Below are 18867 nucleotides of genomic sequence, written 5' to 3'. Positions count from 1 at the left end.
TGCGCACACCCGTTCGGCCGCCGGTTCACCGGTGGGCGGGCGGCGCGGTGGCCTCGGGTTCCGGCGCGGTGCGGCCGGATCCCCGTCGGCCTGGTCCGTCAGATGCGGACGAGCTCGTCGAGGAGGTCCCCGGCCTTGCTGATGTCCTCGGTGAGCGGCCGGTCCTCCACCCGCGGGTCGAGGGTGTCGGCGGCGAGCCGGAACGCGTCCCGCACCGGCACGTCCACCAGGTCGGCCTCGCGCATCCGCAGCGCCCGCACCGCGGCGACGAGCTCGCAGGCCAGCAGCCGCCGGTACGCGGCGGCGGCAGCGGTGGTGGCGCGCGCGGCCTGGGTGGAGAAGCTGGCGTGGTCTTCGAGCCCGCGGGAGACGACGGCGGTGCCGAGGGTGGCGGGCAGCGCGGCGTGGCGCAGCTCCGCGAGCGCGTCGTGCGCCACGTATTCGAGGATCATCACCCCGGAGCTGCCGGTGGGGCCGGCGGCGAGGAACGGGCGCAGCCCGGTGAACTCCGGCTCGACCAGGTCGCCGAGGCGCGCGGCGGAGAGCTCCGCCACCTGGTGCACCGTCGCCCGCACCCAGTCGAGCGCGGAGGCGACGTAGGCGGTGTGGAAGTGCGCGTGGTGGTAGGCGTCGCGGTGCACCACCGAGATCATCGGGTTCTCGGTGCCCGCGTTGATCTCGATGGCGAGCACGTCCCGCAGGTAGTGCACCGCGTCCACGGCGGCGCCCTGCACCTGCGGGTAGGCGCGCAGCCCGAACGGGTCCTGGATGCGCCTGCCCGGTTTCGGAGTGCTGTCCAGCCCGAGCAGCCGCCGCATCTGGGCGGCGCAACCGACCTGCCCGGCGTGCGGGCGGGCTTCGTGCACCGGCGTCGCGTACGCCTCCGGGTTGCCGTCGAGGGCGACGTAGGTGAGGGCGGCGACGACGTGGCTGGCGCGGGTGAGCCGCTCCAGGTCGAGGGTGGCGAGGGTCGCTTCGGCGAGGGTGGCGGCGTTGCTGCTCATGAACGCGAGCGCGTCGCCCGCCGCGATCTCCACCGGCTCGACCCGCCCGGACAGCCAGGGGCGTTCTCCGGCGAGGGCGAGCGCGATCTCGGCGAGCGGTGCGAGGTCGCCGGTGCCGATGGCGCCGAGCCGGTGCACCAGCGGCAGCGCTCCGGTGCGGACCGCCTGGGCGAGCGCGGTGATCAGGTCGGGGCTGACGCCCGCGCGGCCCGCGACGAGCTGGTTGAGCCGGATCAGCAGCGTGCCGCGGGTGTGCTCGGGGGACATGGGTTCGCCGCTGCCGCCCGCGTGGCTGCGCAGCAGCCGGAGCCCGTGCTCGGCGGAGTCGCGGTCGCCGACCACGTCGTCCTTGTTGGCGCCGACGCCGGTGGTCCGGCCGTACACGACGCGTTCGGTGCTGAGCTCGTCGGCGAGCCGCCACGAGTGCTCGGCCACCCGCAGCGCCGCCGTGGACAGGTCGATCGCCGGCGGTCCCGCGGTCCGCGCGGCGTCGGCGACGTCGGCGCACCGCAGCGTGCGGCCGTCCACCCGGATCACTCTCGTCTCCTCTCGATCGGCCGGTCCAGTATGGGCGCGGCGGGACGCGGCGCCGGTGAGATCATCCGCACTCCGCGGGCCGGGCGGCCAGGGCCGGGGTTATCGTCGCCGGTCGGCGGCCGCCGGGTCGCCGACCATCCGCGAACAGGAGGACCGAGTGCTCGCCCTCGTCGTGTCCCTGCAGGTCAAGCCCGGCCACCGGGACGGTTTCCTGGCCGCCATCACCGCCGACGCCGAGGCGTCCGCGGCGAACGAGCCGGGCTGCGTGAGCTTCGACGTGGTCGTCGACACCGCGGACGACCACCACTTCTTCCTGTACGAGGTGTACCGGGACCGGGAGGCGCTGGAGGCGCACCGGGCGAGCCCGCACTTCGCCGCCTGGACCGAGGCCGCGGCCGAGCACCTGGTGCCGGACTCCCGCCAGGTCACCGTCACCGAACGCCTGCTGCACGAGTCCTGATCACCGCCCGGTGGGCGGGTCCGCTCAGCGGGCGGTCACCGGGGCCAGCCACAGCCCGGTGATGGCGTCGACGAGCCCGGTGGCGGCGTCGTCCCAGCTGGAGCGCGGCGTGGTGGCGGAGTCGGCGAGCGCCCGCTCCCGTTCGGCGGGCATGTGCACCATGAGCTGCCGCGCCATGTCGTTGCGCTCGGCGCGCACCTCGTCCGGCAGCGCGGGCAGGCACCGGCGCAGCCCGTCGATGATCCGGTGCAGCGAGGGTTCGCTGAGCGATTCCTCCACCATCACCGGGCGCAGCGACGGATCGGTCATGACCTGCGCGCCGAACCGGGCGAACCAGGTCGGCACGCCCAGCGAGGCGAGGTGCTCGATGCTGGGGCGCACCAGGCATTCGACCCAGTCCCGGACGCCCGCGTCCGGGCTGATCTCGGCGAGCATCCGCACCCGGATCCGGTCGATCGGTTCGGCGTGCCTGCGCACGATGGCCCGCACCAGGTCGGTCTTGGTGCCGAAGTGGTAGCCGACGGCGGTGTTGTTGCCCTGACCGGCGGCTTCGCTGACCTGCCGGTTGGACACCGCGAACACCCCGTTCTCGGCGAACAACCGCTCCGCCGTGTCCAGGATCGCCTCCCGGGTCGCCCCGACCCGCTCGCTGCGCGCCGCTTGGCCCGCCATCTGCACCACCACCCGTTCCACCCGTCCGGCGCGGAGTTCCCGCTGCGCACGGGCTCCTCGCGCACCGCCAGTCAACAACCACCACCCGGTTGAGTCAACCGACTGAACCGAGCTCGCCCCGATCTCGGAGCCACGTCACATCCGACCAGATCGCCCGGTTTCCGCCTCACACGGCCCGGGCGGCGAGCAGCGACAGGTCCACCGGCAGCCGCCGCGCCGATTCGACGGCGAACCCGGCGCCGCTGAGCAGCTTCTCGTACTCGTCGCGGTGCCGTTCGCGACCGCCGGTGATCGCCAGCATCTGCATGTCCCAGGCCGCGGCCAGCGATTCCCGGCCCGGACCGTCCGGCAGCAGCCGCTCCACGACGAGCAGCCGCGCACCGGGTTCGCAGGCGTCCCGGCAGGTCCGCAGCAGCCGCGCGCAGTCCGCGTCGTTCCAGTCGTGCAGGACCCGGGACAGCAGGTAGACGTCGCCGCCCGCGGGCACCTGCCGGAAGAAGTCGCCCGCCGCGGCCGTCAACCGGCCGCCGCAGTCGTCGTCGAGGCGGCCCGCGACGTGGTCGCGGTCGAACAGCACCCCGTGCAGGCCGGGGTTCGCCGCGAGGACGTGCCGCAGCAGGGTGCCGTCACCGCCGCCGACGTCGATCGCGGTGCCCGTCGCCGGGAACTCCGCCACCGCGGGCAACGCCTCCCCCACCAGCCGGGTCACGGCGCGCATGGCGCGGTCGAACGTCCGCGCGGTGCCGTGGTGCCGGGCGAAGTGGTCGAAGTGCTCGATGCCGAAGTGGTGGCCGAAGGCGGTCCCCCCGGTGCGCACCGCGGACTCCAGCTCGTTCCACGCCTGGTAGAACTCGGCGCCGTAGAGCCGGACCAGGTCGCGGAACGGGTCGTCGTCGCGCAGCAGCGCGCCGGTCCCGGTCGTGGTGAACGCGCCGCCCCCGGTGTCGCGGAGCAGGCCGAGGTGCGCGAGGTGGCGCAGCAGCCGTTCGGTCGCGCCGGGATCGGTGCCGGCACCGGCGGCGACCTCCGCACCGGTCAGCGGCCGCTCCCGCACCCGGTCCGCGATGCCGAGTTCGGCGGCGACGTGCACGGCGCGCGCCGCCCAGTGCCCGGACAGCAGCCCGAGCAGCCTGGTGTGCGGGTCGGCGTCCTCGGTCCCGGTGCGCAGGACCGTCTTGCTGCGCATCAGGAATTCGGCGAGGTGCCCGTCGTGCGGGAGTCCCGGCGCCATCAGGTGGGTGGCGTGGTCGCCGACGTGCACGTTACTGATGCTCGGTTCGTCGACGAGCCGGGTGAGCAACCCGTCGTCGCCGGTGACGGCGGTGAGCACCAGGGTGTCGCGCAGCGGTCCGGTGCCGTCGTCCGGCCTCCACGGCGCCACCCAGGCGCAGGGGAACGGCAGCTCCACCCCGGCCTGCGGTGCGTCGGGTGCGTCGAGCAGCACGACGGCGGGCCGCAGCACCGCGGAACCGTCGGGTTGCTCGCGCACCAGGTCGCCCGCGGTGATCAGCCGGGCGCCGCCGTCGAGCTTGGACCGCAGGTGCGCTTCGAGTTCGCGGGCGCGGGCCGGGGTGTGCGCGGGCAGCACGGCCGCGTCGTGGTCGGCTGGGTGCGCGGGGATCGCGTCGAGGCGTTCGGCGAGCAGCCGGGCCAGGTCCTCGGCGTCGCCGTCGACGAGCACGGCGGTGGCGTTGACGCAGGCCGTCCCGCCGTGACCGGTGATCGAGTCGACGACCACGTCGAGGTGCTCGGCCGGCCGCCCGTCGGCGAGCAGCACCTTGGACCGGCCGGGGCCCTGCACCAGCACGTCGGACCGGTTCCCGTAGCGGCGCACCAGCTGGTCGCCGCCGTAGACGAGGGCGAGGTCGGCGGCGGCCACCAGGTCGTCGGCGACGTCGTGGTCCGTCGGCAGCAGCACCACCTGGTCGGGCCCGAAACCGGCGTGCCGCAGCGCGGTGACCAGCCGGTGCGGGGTGAACGGCTCCCGTCCGGAGGGGCGCACCGCGATCCGGTACCCGAGCGCGAGCGCCTCGATCCACTCGGTGTGCGTGCCCGGGTGGTTTCCGGGGGCGTGCACGGCGAGCACGTCACCGCGGCGGCTCCACACCGCGCCCGATCCGGCGCGGTCCAGCCAGTGCGCGGCGGAACCGGTGGGACGTGCCCGGTCCACCGAGTCGGCGGCCACCTCGGCGCTGCGGGCGAGGGCGAGCGACGCGGCCCGCACCACGGGCAGCGCGACGCCGGACGCCCGGCACACCGCGCGTTCGTGCTCGGGCAGCGCGATCCCGTCCACGGTGCCGAGGAAGGCCCGGGCCGCGTCGGCGAGCGCGCGTCGGCGCCGCGGCGCGGACAGCGGCTCGGCCCGGCGCAGCGCGGCGACGTTGCGCTTGACGTGCAGCCGGGGCACCAGGCTCAGCTCGGCGAGCACCGCGCCGTCGACGGCGGTGACCTGCTGGCGGCGGGTGGCGCGGAACGCGCCGGTGGTGCCGAGCGCGTCGAGCTGCCGGGGTCCCATCAGTACACCCCTTCGATCACGGCGGCGTTCTCGAAGGTCGGCACGGGCGCGACGTCCGCGACCGAGGATCCGAGCGCTCCGGCGGGCGCGGCGACGCGGGTGGCGACGTCGCGTTCGAGGTTGTTCGGCAGCAGCATGGACCTGCTGACGTGGTGCATCACGACCTGCCCGCGCTCGCCTTCCGCCACCTCCGCACCGGTGTCCGGGTCGACGACGGTGAACGTGGTGTGCGGCGAGAACGAGTCGAAGGTGCAGGACCTGCCGTCGCAGCCCGGCCGCTCCATGCTGCCGCCGAGGATCGTGGTGCTGCCGTACTGGCCGCGCAGCGCCACGTCCGGGAACACCTCGTGCCGCAGCAGGTGCCGGGTGTCCGGGTCCAGGTGCGCGCCGCCCCACATGATGGTGCGCACCCGGTCGTTGATCACCTCGGTGAGCCGGTCGCGCTCGGCGATGCGCTCCAGCAGCGGCGGGGTGGCCACCAGCACCCCGATCTCCTGGGTGTCCAGCACCGCTTCCACCTGGTCCACGACGTGCTCGGCGTAGCGGTCGGCTTCGTCCGGGCGGCCTTCGGCGATGCTGCGGCGCACCCACCGCGGGTCGAGGTCCACGGTGAACGCGACACCACCGCGCATGCCGGGCAGTTCCGCCATCAACCTGCCGAAGATGTGCGGGCCGCTGGGCGCCACCGTCAGCCAGTGCGCGTCCCGCGGGAAGCCGAGTTCGTCCATCCGCGCCGACTTCCACGCCAGCGAGTGCTCCAGCCAGTCCCGCAGCAGCACGACCCGCTTCGGCACACCGGTGGTGCCACCGCTGTCGAACGCGCCGAGCACGTCGGGCCGGTCGCCGTAGCCCCGCGGCACCAGGTCTCGGATCGGGACGCCGCGGAGCTCGTTCACCACGTTCGGGAAGCGGGCCAGGTCGGCGTGCCTGCGCACGTCGCGCCGCGGATCGAACCCGAGCGAAGGCGCCCGGTCCAGCCAGAACGGCGAACCGGTCTCCGGGGAGAAGTGCCAGTCCATCGCGGCCGACAGGAATGCTTCCTCGTCGAACTCAGCGGCATCGTTCCAGTTCCAGTGCACGGCTTCTCCGAATCCGATGATCACAGGCATCCGCCCGGTGCTGCCACCGCGGGGATCCGGGGCGGGCCCGGACGGCCGTGCGATCGCGGCCGGATTCCCCACGACGTGGAGGGGCGGCGACGGCCTTCCAGAGGCGCGCTCGATCGAGCGCCGTTCCAGCGAAGCACACGCACCCGCACCACCGGGGCACACCGTGCCAGCGATCACAGCGACCCCGCGCCCCTCCACCCACCGCACGAGACCGTCGGGTGGTCGCCGAGCGGCCCCGGGGAGCCGCAGGAAGATCCGCCGAACGTGACTTTTGACGCGGAACGGTCGGGAGCTGGGGACTACCACTGACATGACCGGTGAGCAGTCCCGGCGTTCGAGAAGGAGGTTCTCCCGTGGTGGCAACGACTTCCGCGCACCGAACCGCTCCGCCGCCGGTCGGCGGGCGACCTCGCAGGCGGACCCGGTGCGGGCCGGTGATGTGGGCGGTGACGATCGCGACCGCGACGGTCGCCGACAGCTGGGCGCCGCCGGCCGGTCTCGCGTCGGCGGTGCCCGCGCTGGTGGCGACCGGCGCGTTCACCACCTGGCTCGCGGTCCGGATGCTGCGCTGCGGTGCGGGACCGGACGACGAGCGGCGGGACGGCACGTGATCATCGCGAGGTGAAGCCGCCGGCGGCGGAGGGGGGAACGGGGGTTCCGCCGCCGGCGAGCGGCTCCGGTCGCGCACCAGCGGGGGTGCGCGCCGGGGCCGCGTCCCCGGGTGTCCGGCCATCCCCGGACACCCAGCCATCCCCGGACACCCAGCCATCCCCGGACACCCAGCCATCCCCGGACACCCAGCCATCCCCGGACGCCCGGCCGTCGCCGGACACCCGGCATCCCCGGACAGGCCGAGGCCGCCCCCGGACGCCTAGCCATCATCCAGCCATCACCGGCAGCCCAGCGGTAGCCGAAACCCCTCCACCGCAACGGGAACCGCGGAGCTCAGCCGAGGGTGCGGGCGAACTCGGCCGCGTCCGGCACCAGCAGCACCGCGACCAGCACCAGGCAGACCAGCTCGATGGTGCGCTCGATCCGCTTGCCCTGCTTCGATCCGACGCTCCAGCGCATCGACTTCGGCAGCACGTGACCGCGCCGCCAGCGGGCCCCCGAGCACCGCGCGGCCCGCTTGCGGCTGCACTTGGCGCAGCGGCGGCGGATCGGGAACGTCCAGCAGATCCCGCTGCGCGTCGCCGAATCCCCCACCGAGTGCACCAGCATCCCCATCGTGATGGACAGCCCGGCGAACCAGCCGAGTTCGGCCATCGCACCCGCCGCCGCCAGTGACCAGCTGATCGCGACCGCGGCGATCAGCGCCACCGCGTCCTGGTCGGTGCACAGCCTGCGGCGCACCCACTTCGGCCCGGACCGGGACAGGGCGCTGATCCCGGGCGCCAGCACCAGGACCATCGCGACGCCCGTCACCCACGGCGTCAGCAGCGCGCCCAACGCGACCAGCAGTCCCAGCCCCGCCGCGAAGACGGGGGTGTGCACGAGACCGCGGTGCTCGCCGTCGCCGGGCGGGTCGTGCGGGAGTCGCGTCCGGCCGTAGGTGGTGCGCGCCAGGAGCTGGAAGAACTCGCCCACCAGCGCCGTCACCCGCCCACCGCTGCGGTAGGCGGTGGCGCCGTCGGCGTCCAGGTCGGGCAGCAGCGCCGCGCCCGCGCCCAGCAGCGCCCCCAGCGCGGTGCCCGCGACTCCGAGGTCCGCGCCGGTGAGCGCGCCCACCGTGCTGCTCGACACCGCCCCCGCCAACGCTCCCGTGCACGCGTGGCCGCCCGCTTCCATGCCCCGTCCGCTCCCTCGGTCGAGGCGCCGCGGCCGACCGGACGAACGTGGCGCTCGGCCGGACGGCCGCAGCGCCGGATCACCGGGCCGCCGACGTCCGCCGCGGCCCAGCGGACATTGAACATGATCTTGGTCCCGAGTGGTCCCGGTACCGGGCGGGATCACCCGAGCGGACGCGGGTCACCGCACCCGGTGCCCGGTGGTGACGTCCACGTGCGCGGGCACCTCGTCGTGCTCGTCCCCGACCGAGAGGGTTCCGGTGGGCTCCACCAGCAGCACCGCCGCACCGCGCGCCGACGACGGCTTGTGGAACGTCCCGCGCGGCACCACGAACACCGAGCCGCGCGGCACGGTCACCGTCCGCTCGCCCGCTTCCTCGCGCAGCGCGATGGCGATCTCCCCGTCCAGCACCAGGAAGAACTCGTCGGTCTCCAGGTGCACGTGCCACACGTGCTCGCCGCGGAAGCGGGCGAGCCGGACGTCGTAGTCGTTGAGGTAGGCGATGATCCGCGGGCTCCACGCGGCGTCGAAGCCGTCCAGCGCGGTCGCGAGGTCGATCGGGTTCGTGGTCATGACCGCCATCCTCGGCTCGACCCGGCCGCACCACGAGTGCTAGGAATCGCACATGTCGCAAGGATCCTCGCACCGGGTCGTGGTGCTGGTCGACGAAGGCTCGAACCCGTTCGAGATGGGCGTGGCGACCGAGCTGTTCGGCCTGCGCCGCCCCGAATTGGACCGCCGCTGGTACGACTTCGCGGTGTGCGCGGTGCGGCCGCGGGTGCGGATGCACCTGGGCATGTTCACGCTCTCCGACGTCGCCGGGCCCGAGGTCGCGGACGCGGCGGACACGCTGATCGTGCCCAACCGGCCCGACCCGGAGGTGCCCGCCGATCCCGAGGTGCTGGACCTGGTCGCCCGGGCGGCCCGGCGCGGTGCGCGGTTGGTGAGCTTCTGCACCGGGGCCTTCACCCTGGCCGAGGCGGGCGTGCTGGACGGTCGGCGGGCCACCACGCACTGGCGCTGGGCCGCGGAGTTCACCCGCCGCTTCCCCGCGGTGCGCCTGGAACCGGACGTGCTCTACGTCGACGACGGCGCGGTGCTCACCGCGGCGGGCAGCGCGGCGGCGCTGGACCTGGGGCTGCACCTGATCAACCGGGATCACGGCGCCGAGGTCGCGAACGCGGTGAGCAGGCGGCTGGTGTTCACCGGCCACCGCGACGGCGGTCAGCGGCAGTTCGTGGAGCGGCCGGTGCCGGACGTCGCGGACACCTCGCTGGCGCCCGCGCTGGACTGGGCCCGCGCGCGCCTGGACCGGCCGCTGACCGTGGCGGACCTGGCCGCGCGGCTCGCGACGAGTCCGGCGACGCTGCACCGGCGGTTCCGCGCCGAGCTCGGCACGACCCCGCTCGCCTGGCTCACCACCGAGCGGATCGCGCTGGCCCGCCGCCTCGTCGAACGCGGCGAGCTCGGCCTGGACCGGGTCGCCGCGGCCAGCGGGTTCGGCACCTCCGCCAACCTCCGCGCCCGCTTCCGCGAGCACACCGGCCTCACCCCGTCGGCCTACCGCCGCCGCTTCGGCGCGACACCTCCGGAGCCGGTGCCGGAGCGAGGATGACGCGAAGTGCGCTCAGCGCCGGGGAATGCGGCGCCGAGCAGTGTTCTGACGAGGGATCACGCGGCGGCGGACGCACCGGGCGCCCGCCGCCGTGCACCGCTACTCGTCGGCCAGCGGCTCCGCGCTGATCTTGCGCAGCATCAGCCCGCTGGCCGACGCCGCCAGCGCCGCGACCAGCAGGCCGAGCACGATCGGCGCCAGGATCGCCGGCGTCAGCGTGGTGCTCTGGTCCAGCACGTTCAGCAATCCGAGGCTGACGCCGGTGCCTCCCGCGGTCGCGATCCCCGCCGCGACCAGCGCCGGGAGCGCCGCCTCGACGTGCAGGGCGCGGACCAGCACCCGGCTCTGCGTACCGGCGGCGATCAGCGCCCCCAGCGTGCGGCGCCGATCGATGACCGACCCCGCGGCGGTGATCGCCGCGCTGCCCGCCGCGAGCACCGACGCGATCGACAACCCGATCACGGTGATCCGGTGCAGGTCCCCGGTCTGGACGTCCCCGGCGACGCTGCGCGACTCGATCGACTCGATGTCCGCACCGGGGATCGTGCGCGCCATGGCGGTGCGCACCTCGATCCGGTCCGCCCCGGTGGGCGGGAGCACGGACAACGTGGTCTGCTCCGAGCCTTCCACCGCGGGCATCGCGCGCGGGTCGACGAGCACGGTGTCCAGGTCCGGCTCGGAGACGACCGGAGTTCCGGGCGGCACCGGCGTGGCGGAGGGCCGGTCGGCGCCAGCCGTGCTCGGGGTGACGGTGAGTTCCGAGGTCGGCTGCCCGTCCGGCACGTGGACGGCGGGCGGCCCCTCGCACGAGGGCCGGAAGGGAGTCACCTCCCGAGCAGCGCGGCAGTCGATGACCAGGCCGAAGGCGGACGAGTCGCCGGCCCCGCCGATCAGAACCTGCTCGTAGCCGGCGACGGTGGCCCGCACGCCCCGCGCCGCCAGTTCGTCGGCGAGGCGTTGGCGCAGTTCGGGTGCGCGGCTGCTGGGCACGTCCGCGAGGAGCACGCCCCGCTCGTCCCAGCTGCCCATCGAATTCGGCCCGCCGGTCATCGCGGGCAACGCCGTCAGCGCCATCGATCCGATGAACACCGCGAGCACCATGCCGGACGACGACCGGTAGGCGCTCTTCGGGTCGCTGACCAGCCGCCTGCCCGCCAGCAGCACCGAAGGACCGCGCCACACCCGGGCGAACAGCCGGCCGGTGGTGGCGGTGATCCACGGTCCGACCAGGGAGAACGACCACGCCACCGCGGCGATCGGCAGCACGAGGACCAGGAATCCCGCACCGTCGTCGTACTTCACCATGCCGAGCACGAACAGCGCCGCGACCACCGCGATGATCAGCAGCCGCCACGCCTTGGGCCTGCCGCGCTGCTGCTCGGTGGCCGCGCTCAGCGGCGCGCGCACGACCCGGCCGGCGCCCAGCACGGACGAGGCCACCACGAGCGCCGGAACGCCGATCGCCACGCCCAGGACCGCCCAGATCGACGGGGTGATGTCGTCGACGAACCAGGTGCCGTTCCCCCAGGGAATCATCGCGATGAGGTACCGCAGCGGCCAGGTCAGCAGCACTCCCGCCGCGGTGCCGACCACCGCGGCGAGCCCGGTCTCCGCGGCCACGGTCGAGACCACTTGGGACGGAGTCGCACCCGCCATCCGCAACGACGCCATCCTGCGTTCCCGACGCGCCGCGGTCAGCCGCGAGGCCGAGGCGACCAGCACGAGGCTGGGAGCCGCCAGTACGAACAGGCCGAACAACGCCATCGGTTGCAGCAGCAGGTCCTCGGACTCCGCCTGGATCGTCACCGAGGAGTACGGGTTCGCGACGGCGGCGGCCTCGTCCAGTGCGCCTCGCGGGTGCCCGACGACGGCGACGAGCTGTTCCGGGTAGCGCAGCAGCCGCGGGTCGATCGTGCCCGCGGTGCGCTGCGGGAAGCGGTCGGCCAGTTCGCCGTCCGGCAGCGCGGCCGCCTTCTCGGCGAGCGCCGGGGACAGCAGCGCCTCGCCGGGAGCCGGGAATTCCGGGGCCTTCCCGCCGCCGGCGGCGCCGGAGACGTCCAGCCGGCTGATCATCTCGCCGCGCACGTAGTCCTGGGAGGCCAGTTCCACCCCGCCCGTCTCGGAGACGCCCTGGTGGCCCTCCTGCCAGGAGGAGCGGTCGGTGCGCGCCTGCGCGGCGTGCGGCAGCGCGGTGAGGATCAGCACCAGCGCGGTCGCCACCATCACGCCGGCGGCGGTCAGGATCGCCGAGGTGCGGGTGCGGGAGTCGTGCCGCAGCACCCGCACGGCCAGCTGCAGGGGGTTCACCGCGCCACCGCCCCGCCGCGCGCCGCGACGTCGTGCGCGATGAGGCCGTCGCGGATCTCCACCACCCGGCTGCACCGAGCGGCCAGTTCGCGGTCGTGGGTGACCACGACGACGGCGGCACCGGAACGGGTCGCGCTGTCGGCGAGCGCGCGCATCGTCGCCTCGCCGGTGCGGGTGTCCAGTGCGCCGGTCGGCTCGTCCGCGAAGATCACCTTCGGTTCGTGCGCCATCGCCCGCGCGATCGCCACCCGCTGCGCCTGGCCACCGGAGAGCTGGCCGGGCAGTCGTGCCTCCATACCGCTCAGGCCCAGCTCGGCCAGCCATTCGCGGGCGGTGCCGATGGCCCGGCGCCGGTCGGTGCCGCCGAGCAGCAGCGGCAGCGCCACGTTCTCCTCGGCGGTCAGCTCGCCGACGAGCATGCCCTGCTGGAACACGAAGCCGAACTCGTGCCGCCGCAGCTCGCTGCGCTTGGTCTCGGAGAGCTGGTCGACGCGGCGCCCGCCGAAGATGACCTCCCCCCGGTCCGGGCGCAGGATCCCGGCGAGCACGTGCAGCATCGTGGTCTTGCCGGAGCCGGACGGGCCCACGATCGCCAGCACCTCACCGGCCCGCACCTCGATGTCCGCCCCGCCCAGCGCCCAGTGCTCGCCGTACTGCTTGGCCAGGCCGCGGCCCGCCAGCACCGTCCCGCCCGCCGGCATCTGCCCCTGCTGCATGTGTCGTTCCCCTCGGTCCCGATGCGCCGTGCGGCGCCCGGGAGGAACGTTCGCAGCGCGCGAGGGGAAGCCGCCTCATCCGACAGGCCGTGCGAGGTCGGCTGATCGGCCGGAGCTCCTGGTCCGACAGGCCAGGCATGCCGTTGCGGCCGGGTTCTCGCCGACCGGTCCCGGTGGCGCCCGCGAGAGCACCGGTCGTGCCCGGGCCCGCTTTCCCGCTCCGGGCAACCGGTCCCCCGGCGCTACCCCGCCAGTTCGAGGTCTTCGAGGCTGCGCCGCGAGGTCTCCCGCACGCAGAAGAACGTGAACACCAGCGCCAGCACGGCGAAACCGGCGAAGATGCCGAACACCGCGCCCGCGCCGAACACGAGCAGCACCGGGAAGAACTGGGACACCAGCAGGTTCCCCGTCCAGTTCGTGAAGGAGCCGACGCCGACGCCGAGGGTGCGCACCCGCAGCGGGAACTGCTCCGGCAGCAGCACCCACATCAGCGGTCCCCAGCTCAGCGAGAACGCCACCTTGAACACGGCCAGGCACAGCACGGCCCCGGTCGCTCCGGCCGTCCCGGCGAGCAGGTCCCCGCCGAACAGCACCGCGAGCACCGACATGCTCAGCAGCATCGCCGTGCCGCCGAGCAGCAGCAGCTTCCTGCGCCCGACCGCGTCCACCACCCGCGCCGTGATCAGCGTGGTGATGATGGACAGCGCGCCGAGCCCGACGCTGTTGAGCAGCGCGGCGCTGTCGCCGAAACCGGCGGCGCGCAGGATCGTCGGCGCGTAGTAGACGATGGTGTTGATCCCGATGAACTGCTGCAGCAGCGCCAGTCCGACGGCCACCAGCAGCGGCCTGCGCAGCGCGGGGGTGAGCAGTTCGCGCCAGCGGGCCCGGTCCTGCTCCGGTTCGGCGTCCCTGGTGCGGCGGATGTCGGCGAGCACCGCCGCCGCCTCGTCCTCGCCGAGCTGCGCGCACAGCACCCGCCGCGCCTCCTCCGTCCGGCCGTGGGCGACGAGCCAGCGCGGCGTCTCCGGCGAGCGGGACACCCCGAACAGCAGCAGCAACGACGGCACCAGCGCGATGCCCAGCATCCACCGCCACGCGCCCCACGGCGACAGCGCCAAGCTCGTCACGTAGGCGACGAAGATCCCGATGGCGATCATCAGCTGGTTGAGGGTGGCGATGCCGCCGCGGTTGCGCGTCGGCGCCAGCTCGGACAGGTAGGTGGGCACCACCACCGAGGCGATGCCGACGGCGAGCCCGCCGAGCACCCGGGCCGCGACGAGCACCGCCACCGACGGGGCGAGCGCCATGCCGATCGCGGACAGCCCGAACACGGCCGCGCCCAGTTGCAGGATCGGCCGCCGTCCCCAGCGTTCCGCCAGCGAGCCCGCCATCAGGCTGCCGAAGATCGCGCCGAGCATCAGCGAGCTCACCACCAGCCCCTTCGTCCACGGGGTGAGCCCCAGCGCGGGCGAGATGAACAGCAGCGAACCGGCCGCGATGCCCTGGTCGTACCCGGCGAGGATGCCGCCGAAGGAACCGAAGAAGAACACCGAGCGCGCCGCGGCGGAGGAGCTCGGCGAACGGGATGGGGACATGTGCGGTTCTCCAGTGGCATCACGGTGTTCCGGGCCGATCAGTGCGATGGAGAGTGGCACCGGACCCCATTTGCGTCAATGCTCGGTCAGAATGTGGACAGGTTTTTGACGAAGCCCGTTCGTAAATGGAGCAATGCCGGGTTACGCTGCGGCCATGACCGACCCCGCCCCGACCGCGCTGCACCGGCTGCGCCAGGGCAACGCCGAACGCGTGCTCGGTTGCCTGCGCAGGCACGGCGAGCTGAGCCGGGCCGCGGTCGCCGAGCGCAGCGGGCTGTCCCGCACGACGCTGTCGGCGATCCTCGGCGACCTGATCCGGCGCGGGGTGGTCGTGGAGACCGAACTCCCGCCGTCGCACCGCCGGGGCCGCCCCACCCGCGGGCTCACGCTCAACCCGGGCGCGGGCCAGTACCTCGGTCTCGAACTGGGGCGCAATCGGATCCGGCTGGCGCTGGCCGACGCAGCGCACCGCGTGCAGGCCCGCGCCGACCTGTCCTACGGCTCGGCGCGCGGCGCGGCGGACCGGCTGGCGCTGGCCGAGCGCGCCGTGCGGGAGGCCGCCGAGCACCACGGGATCACGCTGGGCACGCTCGCCGGGATCGGCGTCGGCTCCACCGGGCCCGGCGAGCTGGTGCTCGCGCCCGCCGCCGGGCTGGACGAACCGGACCGGCTCCGCGGGCGGGAGCTGATCGCCGACCGCCTGGCCCGCGCGTTCGGGGTGCCGGTGGGCGTGGACAACAACACCCGGCTCACCGCGCTCGCCGAAGCCACCTGGGGCGCCGCGGCCGGGGCCTCCGACCTGCTCTACGCGCACTTCTCGCACGGCACCGGCGGCGGCCTGATCATCGGCGGGCAGCTGGTCCGCGGCACCGGCGGGGTCGCCGCCGAACTCGGGCACCTGTGCGTCGACGACACCGGGCCGAAGTGCTGGTGCGGCGGACGCGGCTGCCTGGAGCGCTACGCCTCGGTACCCGCGGTGCTGCGCGCGACCGGGCACCGCCGCTGGGCGGTTGTGCGGGACGCGCTGGCCCGGGACGGCGCCGAGGCCGAGGCGGTCCGCGCGGCCGGGGAGCACGCCGGGACGGCGCTGGCGGCGATGTGCACGGCGGTCAACGCGGGCCGGGTGGTGCTCGGCGGCGAACTCGCCGAACTGGGCGAGCCGTTCCTGCGCCCGCTGCGCGAGTCGTTCGCCCGGCGCGCGATGCGGTCGCTGCGCGGCGGCGTCGAGTTCGGCACCGCGGGCACCGCGCCGTGGGGCGGGGCGCTGGGCGGGCTGGCGCTCGCGTTGCACGAATCTCCGCTGCTGGCCCGCTATCCGCTGCCGCGGCACCCCGAGCAGGCCGCCGCGCCGAACGCCGAATCCGGCCGCTGACCCCGAACCCGCCCGACGCTTCCCGCCGAGGAGATCTCCGTGCCGCGCAACGTGCTCTTCCTGATGACCGACCAGCACCGCATCGACACGATCGGCTGCTACGGCGACCCGACCGCCGTGCGGACGCCGAACCTGGACGCGCTCGCCGCCGGCGGCACGCGCTTCGCCAACTGCTTCACCCCCACCGCGATCTGCACGCCCGCGCGCGCGAGCCTGCTCACCGGGTACGCCCCGTTCCGGCACAAGCTGCTGGCGAACTACGAGCGCAACGTCGGCTACCTGGAGGACTTGGCGCCGGACCAGTTCACCTTCGCCGAGCGCCTAGCCGAGCGCGGCTACAACCTGGGACTGCTCGGCAAGTGGCACGGCGGGGTGCGGCGCAACGCGGCCGACTACGGCTTCCAGGGCCCGGACCTGCCGGGCTGGCACAACCCGGTGGACCACCCGGACTACCTGGCGTACCTGGCCGAGCACGGGCTGCCGCCATACGCGATCCGCGACGAGGTGCGCGGGACGGCGCCGAACGGCAACCCCGGCAACCTGCTCGCCGCGCGGCTCGACCAGCCGGTGGAGGCGACCTTCGAGCACTACCTGACGACCCGCACCATCGAGATGCTGCACCGGTTCGCCGCCGACGAGTCCACTTCGGACATGCCGTTCTTCTTGGCGACGCACTACTTCGGCCCGCACCTGCCGTACCTGCTGCCGGACCACTACTACGACATGTACGACCCGGACGAGATCGAGCTGCCGCGCTCGGTGCTGGAGACCTTCGAGGGCAAGCCGCCGGTGCAGCGCAACTACAGCGAGCACTGGGCGTTCGACACGATGTCGCCGGAGGAGAGCCGCAAGCTCATCGCCGTCTACCGGGGTTACGTGACGCTCATCGACGAGCAAATCGGCCGGTTGCGCGACGCCATCGACGAGCTCGGGCTCAGCGACAGCACCTCGATCATGTTCACCGCCGACCACGGCGAGTTCACCGGCGCGCACCGGCTGCACGACAAGGGCCCGGCGATGTACGACGACATCTACCGCATCCCCGGCATCGTGTCGGTGCCCGGGGAGCCGCCGCAGGTGCGGGACGAGTTCGTCAGCCTCACCGACTTCACGGCCACGATCCTGGAGCTCGCCGGGGAGGACCCGTCACCCGCCGTGGACAGCCGCAGCCTGCTGCCGCTGGTGCGCGGCGAGCACCCGGAGTGGGCGCCGGACCTGGTCGCCGAGTACCACGGCCACCACTTCCCGTACCCGCAGCGAATGCTGCGCGGCGCCCGCTACAAGCTGGTGGTCAACCCCGAGTCGCACAACGAGCTCTACGACCTGGAACTCGACCCGGACGAGCTGCACAACCGCTACGAGCAGCCCGAGGTCCGCGAGGTCCGCAACGCGATGCTGCGCCGCCTCTACGACCTGCTGCGCGAGCGCGGCGACAACTTCTACCACTGGATGACGAGCATGTACCCGGTCGGCGAGACCGATTACGACCCGACGCTGAGCTCGTTCTGACGCCCGGAACGGACAAGAGCCCCGGCGGATCGCACCGCCGGGGCTCCGTCTCGGAGCGGGTCAGCCGTCGAAGCGACCGGCCTTCACCGCACCGACGAACGCCGACCACTGGGCACCGGTCGCGGTTAAATGACCCGCTGCTCTGTCCTTGGTGTCACGGACGGCGGCGCCTTCGGCGACCCGGCCGACCTCGACGCATGCGGTGTTGTTGCTCGACCGCTTCGCCTTCCGCCATCCTGCCGGTTGCTGTGTCACAGCTAGCTCTCCTCAAATCCTGTCTCCGCACTGCGTTCGGCGATGAACTTCAGCGTGTCGTCCGCGCTCAACGCCTCTTCCCGGAGCGTATCGAGCGCGTCTCGGTACGCCTCGATCGCCGGATCACCGGTCAGGAATGCCGCAGATGCGAAGTGCTCCAAGTGCACGACCGGTCGCGCGGTCGGGAACTCGAAGAACATGAACTGCCCGCTGTGGGCTGGCGTCCACTTGGGCAGTCGATCCGGAATGACGCGGATGGTGATGTTAGAGAGCTCTGCCGCCTGTTGCAGGTGCCGCAGCTGACCGGACATCGTGTGAGCGTCGGCAATGGGCCTGGTCAACGCGGATTCGGCGATCAGAGCCTCGAAGTGCGGCGCCTTGCGGCTGGTCAACACGTCTCGACGGCTCGCGCGCATGGCGACCTTCGTCTCCACCTCCCCAGGAGATGATTCAGTCATGATCGCGCGGGCGTAGTCGCCCGTCTGCAGCAGGCCAGGAACGAGAAGCGGCGCCACCTCGCTGATGGCGATAGCTGTCCGCTCGTAGTTCATCAACGTGACCAGTTCCTGGTGCACCCCAGGGATTCCGGCCCGTAGGTAGTTCGGCCCGTCGTCCTCGCGGGCGATGTCCACGATTCGTTCGCGCTCAGCCGCCGACAGGCCGAGGGCTGCCGCGGCCGCCCCCACGTCCTCCGGGGTCGCCGTTCGTGTGCCCGCTTCGGTCCGAGTGACCCATGCGTGCGCGACGTCCAGCCTCCGCGCCAATTCACGAACACCGATGCCCGCGTCTTCGCGAGCTTTGCGCAACTCGGCGCCGAGAGTTCGAGCCTTCGGGCTACCTGGCTTGGATCGGGTCACCGGCCAATCGTAAGGAAGCCGCTCCTAGTCGAACGTCCCCCCGATCGAGCGATTGCACCCTTGGATCAGATCCAGCATGTTTGGATCAGATCCACTGATCCAGACGTTCACCTTGGGAGAGATCATGTGCAACCCGAGCCTTCTACCGCGCTTGTCGGACGCTGCGCCCAGTACGACGTGGTGCGACGGGCCGGTGTCGTGATGACGGTTCCGATCCTGCTCAGCCTGTTGGCGTGGGCGCTCGTGTTCCTGCTGTGGTGGTTGCCCGGTGCTCGTGCGGATGCGCGGCGGCGGGAATGGTGGCGGTGACCCGCGTGCGGTTCGTGCTCCCGGACGGATCGCACTCGATCCACGCCACGATCGCCGCACCCGAGGAATGGGGCGACGCGCGCGTCGCCGAAGCCTTGTGCGGTGCGGTGATCACCGTGCCACGAGGAGCCCGCCGCGCCCGGCCACCACGGGACTCCTACTGCGAGCGCTGCACCGAGATCTACGCGGCCCGCCATCCGCTCACCCCGTTCCGCCTCCCGTCCGAAGGCCCGACATGAAGGGGGCT

At 73.4% G+C, this 18867-nt stretch carries 17 protein-coding genes; 6 read left to right on the top strand and 11 right to left on the bottom strand.

All coding sequences use genetic code 11. From position 1 onward, the window contains the following. Positions 1 to 98: 98 nt before the first annotated feature. Entirely contained in the window at positions 99 to 1541 is a 1443-nt protein-coding gene (locus H1226_RS08310; RefSeq protein ID WP_258348216.1) for an aromatic amino acid ammonia-lyase, read from the bottom strand. A 157-nt stretch (positions 1542 to 1698) separates the two neighbouring features. Here H1226_RS08310 and H1226_RS08305 point away from each other — a divergent pair, with 157 nt between their 5' ends. Beyond that, positions 1699 to 2001 carry a putative quinol monooxygenase gene (locus tag H1226_RS08305; RefSeq protein ID WP_258348215.1) on the top strand — a complete coding sequence of 101 codons (303 nt, stop codon included), beginning with the start codon at positions 1699 to 1701 and terminating at the stop codon, positions 1999 to 2001. Positions 2002 to 2025: 24 nt separating this feature from the next. Here the strand turns inward: H1226_RS08305 and H1226_RS08300 are convergent, their stop codons facing one another. The 3 genes from H1226_RS08300 to H1226_RS08290 form a co-directional block, all read right to left on the bottom strand. Beyond that, positions 2026 to 2673: a TetR/AcrR family transcriptional regulator gene (locus tag H1226_RS08300; protein WP_258349372.1), complete on the bottom strand. Its 648-nt coding sequence runs from the start codon at positions 2671 to 2673 to the stop codon at positions 2026 to 2028. Between the two features lie 166 nt (positions 2674 to 2839). Beyond that, on the bottom strand, positions 2840 to 5188 hold the full coding sequence (locus H1226_RS08295; protein ID WP_258348213.1) for an aldehyde dehydrogenase family protein: 2349 nt from the start codon (positions 5186 to 5188) through the stop codon (positions 2840 to 2842). Then, positions 5188 to 6291, bottom strand: coding sequence for a long-chain fatty acid--CoA ligase (locus tag H1226_RS08290; protein ID WP_258348210.1), 1104 nt, complete (start codon positions 6289 to 6291; stop codon positions 5188 to 5190). The genes H1226_RS08295 and H1226_RS08290 overlap by 1 nt, the downstream gene beginning before the upstream one ends. A 452-nt stretch (positions 6292 to 6743) precedes the next feature. Here H1226_RS08290 and H1226_RS08285 point away from each other — a divergent pair, with 452 nt between their 5' ends. Further along, complete coding sequence (locus H1226_RS08285) at positions 6744 to 6908, top strand: hypothetical protein (protein ID WP_258348208.1); 165 nt, start codon at positions 6744 to 6746, stop codon at positions 6906 to 6908. 334 nt (positions 6909 to 7242) lie between these two features. Here the strand turns inward: H1226_RS08285 and H1226_RS08280 are convergent, their stop codons facing one another. Continuing rightward, complete coding sequence (locus H1226_RS08280) at positions 7243 to 8085, bottom strand: metal-dependent hydrolase (protein WP_225043751.1); 843 nt, start codon at positions 8083 to 8085, stop codon at positions 7243 to 7245. A gap of 180 nt (positions 8086 to 8265) precedes the next feature. Beyond that, positions 8266 to 8658: a cupin domain-containing protein gene (locus H1226_RS08275; RefSeq protein WP_258348206.1), complete on the bottom strand. Its 393-nt coding sequence runs from the start codon at positions 8656 to 8658 to the stop codon at positions 8266 to 8268. A gap of 52 nt (positions 8659 to 8710) precedes the next feature. On the opposite strand from H1226_RS08275, the gene H1226_RS08270 reads away from it, so the two are divergent. Beyond that, positions 8711 to 9700 (top strand): helix-turn-helix domain-containing protein, encoded by a 990-nt coding sequence (locus H1226_RS08270; RefSeq protein ID WP_258348205.1) that lies wholly within the window; start codon positions 8711 to 8713, stop codon positions 9698 to 9700. 99 nt (positions 9701 to 9799) lie between these two features. Here the strand turns inward: H1226_RS08270 and H1226_RS08265 are convergent, their stop codons facing one another. The 3 genes from H1226_RS08265 to H1226_RS08255 all read right to left on the bottom strand — a co-directional run bounded on the left by H1226_RS08265 (position 9800) and on the right by H1226_RS08255 (position 14318). Next, positions 9800 to 12007 (bottom strand): FtsX-like permease family protein, encoded by a 2208-nt coding sequence (locus H1226_RS08265; RefSeq protein WP_258348204.1) that lies wholly within the window; start codon positions 12005 to 12007, stop codon positions 9800 to 9802. Further along, positions 12004 to 12723: an ABC transporter ATP-binding protein gene (locus H1226_RS08260; RefSeq protein WP_258348203.1), complete on the bottom strand. Its 720-nt coding sequence runs from the start codon at positions 12721 to 12723 to the stop codon at positions 12004 to 12006. The genes H1226_RS08265 and H1226_RS08260 overlap by 4 nt, the downstream gene beginning before the upstream one ends. A 242-nt stretch (positions 12724 to 12965) precedes the next feature. After that, on the bottom strand, positions 12966 to 14318 hold the full coding sequence (locus H1226_RS08255) for a sugar porter family MFS transporter (protein WP_258348202.1): 1353 nt from the start codon (positions 14316 to 14318) through the stop codon (positions 12966 to 12968). A gap of 154 nt (positions 14319 to 14472) precedes the next feature. On the opposite strand from H1226_RS08255, the gene H1226_RS08250 reads away from it, so the two are divergent. Beyond that, complete coding sequence (locus tag H1226_RS08250; protein ID WP_258348199.1) at positions 14473 to 15690, top strand: ROK family transcriptional regulator; 1218 nt, start codon at positions 14473 to 14475, stop codon at positions 15688 to 15690. A 39-nt stretch (positions 15691 to 15729) separates the two neighbouring features. Beyond that, positions 15730 to 17199 (top strand): sulfatase-like hydrolase/transferase, encoded by a 1470-nt coding sequence (locus H1226_RS08245; RefSeq protein ID WP_258348197.1) that lies wholly within the window; start codon positions 15730 to 15732, stop codon positions 17197 to 17199. Positions 17200 to 17259: 60 nt separating this feature from the next. Here the strand turns inward: H1226_RS08245 and H1226_RS08240 are convergent, their stop codons facing one another. Both H1226_RS08240 and H1226_RS08235 read right to left on the bottom strand, forming a co-directional pair. Then, complete coding sequence (locus tag H1226_RS08240; RefSeq protein WP_258348193.1) at positions 17260 to 17454, bottom strand: DUF397 domain-containing protein; 195 nt, start codon at positions 17452 to 17454, stop codon at positions 17260 to 17262. Positions 17455 to 17456: 2 nt separating this feature from the next. Beyond that, the gene (locus H1226_RS08235; RefSeq protein ID WP_258348191.1) at positions 17457 to 18311 is read right to left on the bottom strand and encodes a helix-turn-helix domain-containing protein; all 855 of its coding nucleotides are present in this window, start codon (positions 18309 to 18311) and stop codon (positions 17457 to 17459) included. A gap of 314 nt (positions 18312 to 18625) precedes the next feature. On the opposite strand from H1226_RS08235, the gene H1226_RS08230 reads away from it, so the two are divergent. Further along, positions 18626 to 18859, top strand: coding sequence for a hypothetical protein (locus H1226_RS08230; RefSeq protein WP_258348188.1), 234 nt, complete (start codon positions 18626 to 18628; stop codon positions 18857 to 18859). The last annotated feature ends 8 nt before the right edge of the window (positions 18860 to 18867 follow it).

This window comes from Saccharopolyspora gregorii (assembly GCF_024734405.1).
GTDB lineage: Bacteria > Actinomycetota > Actinomycetes > Mycobacteriales > Pseudonocardiaceae > Saccharopolyspora_C > Saccharopolyspora_C gregorii.
This window is presented reverse-complemented; position numbering and strand designations above follow the sequence as displayed.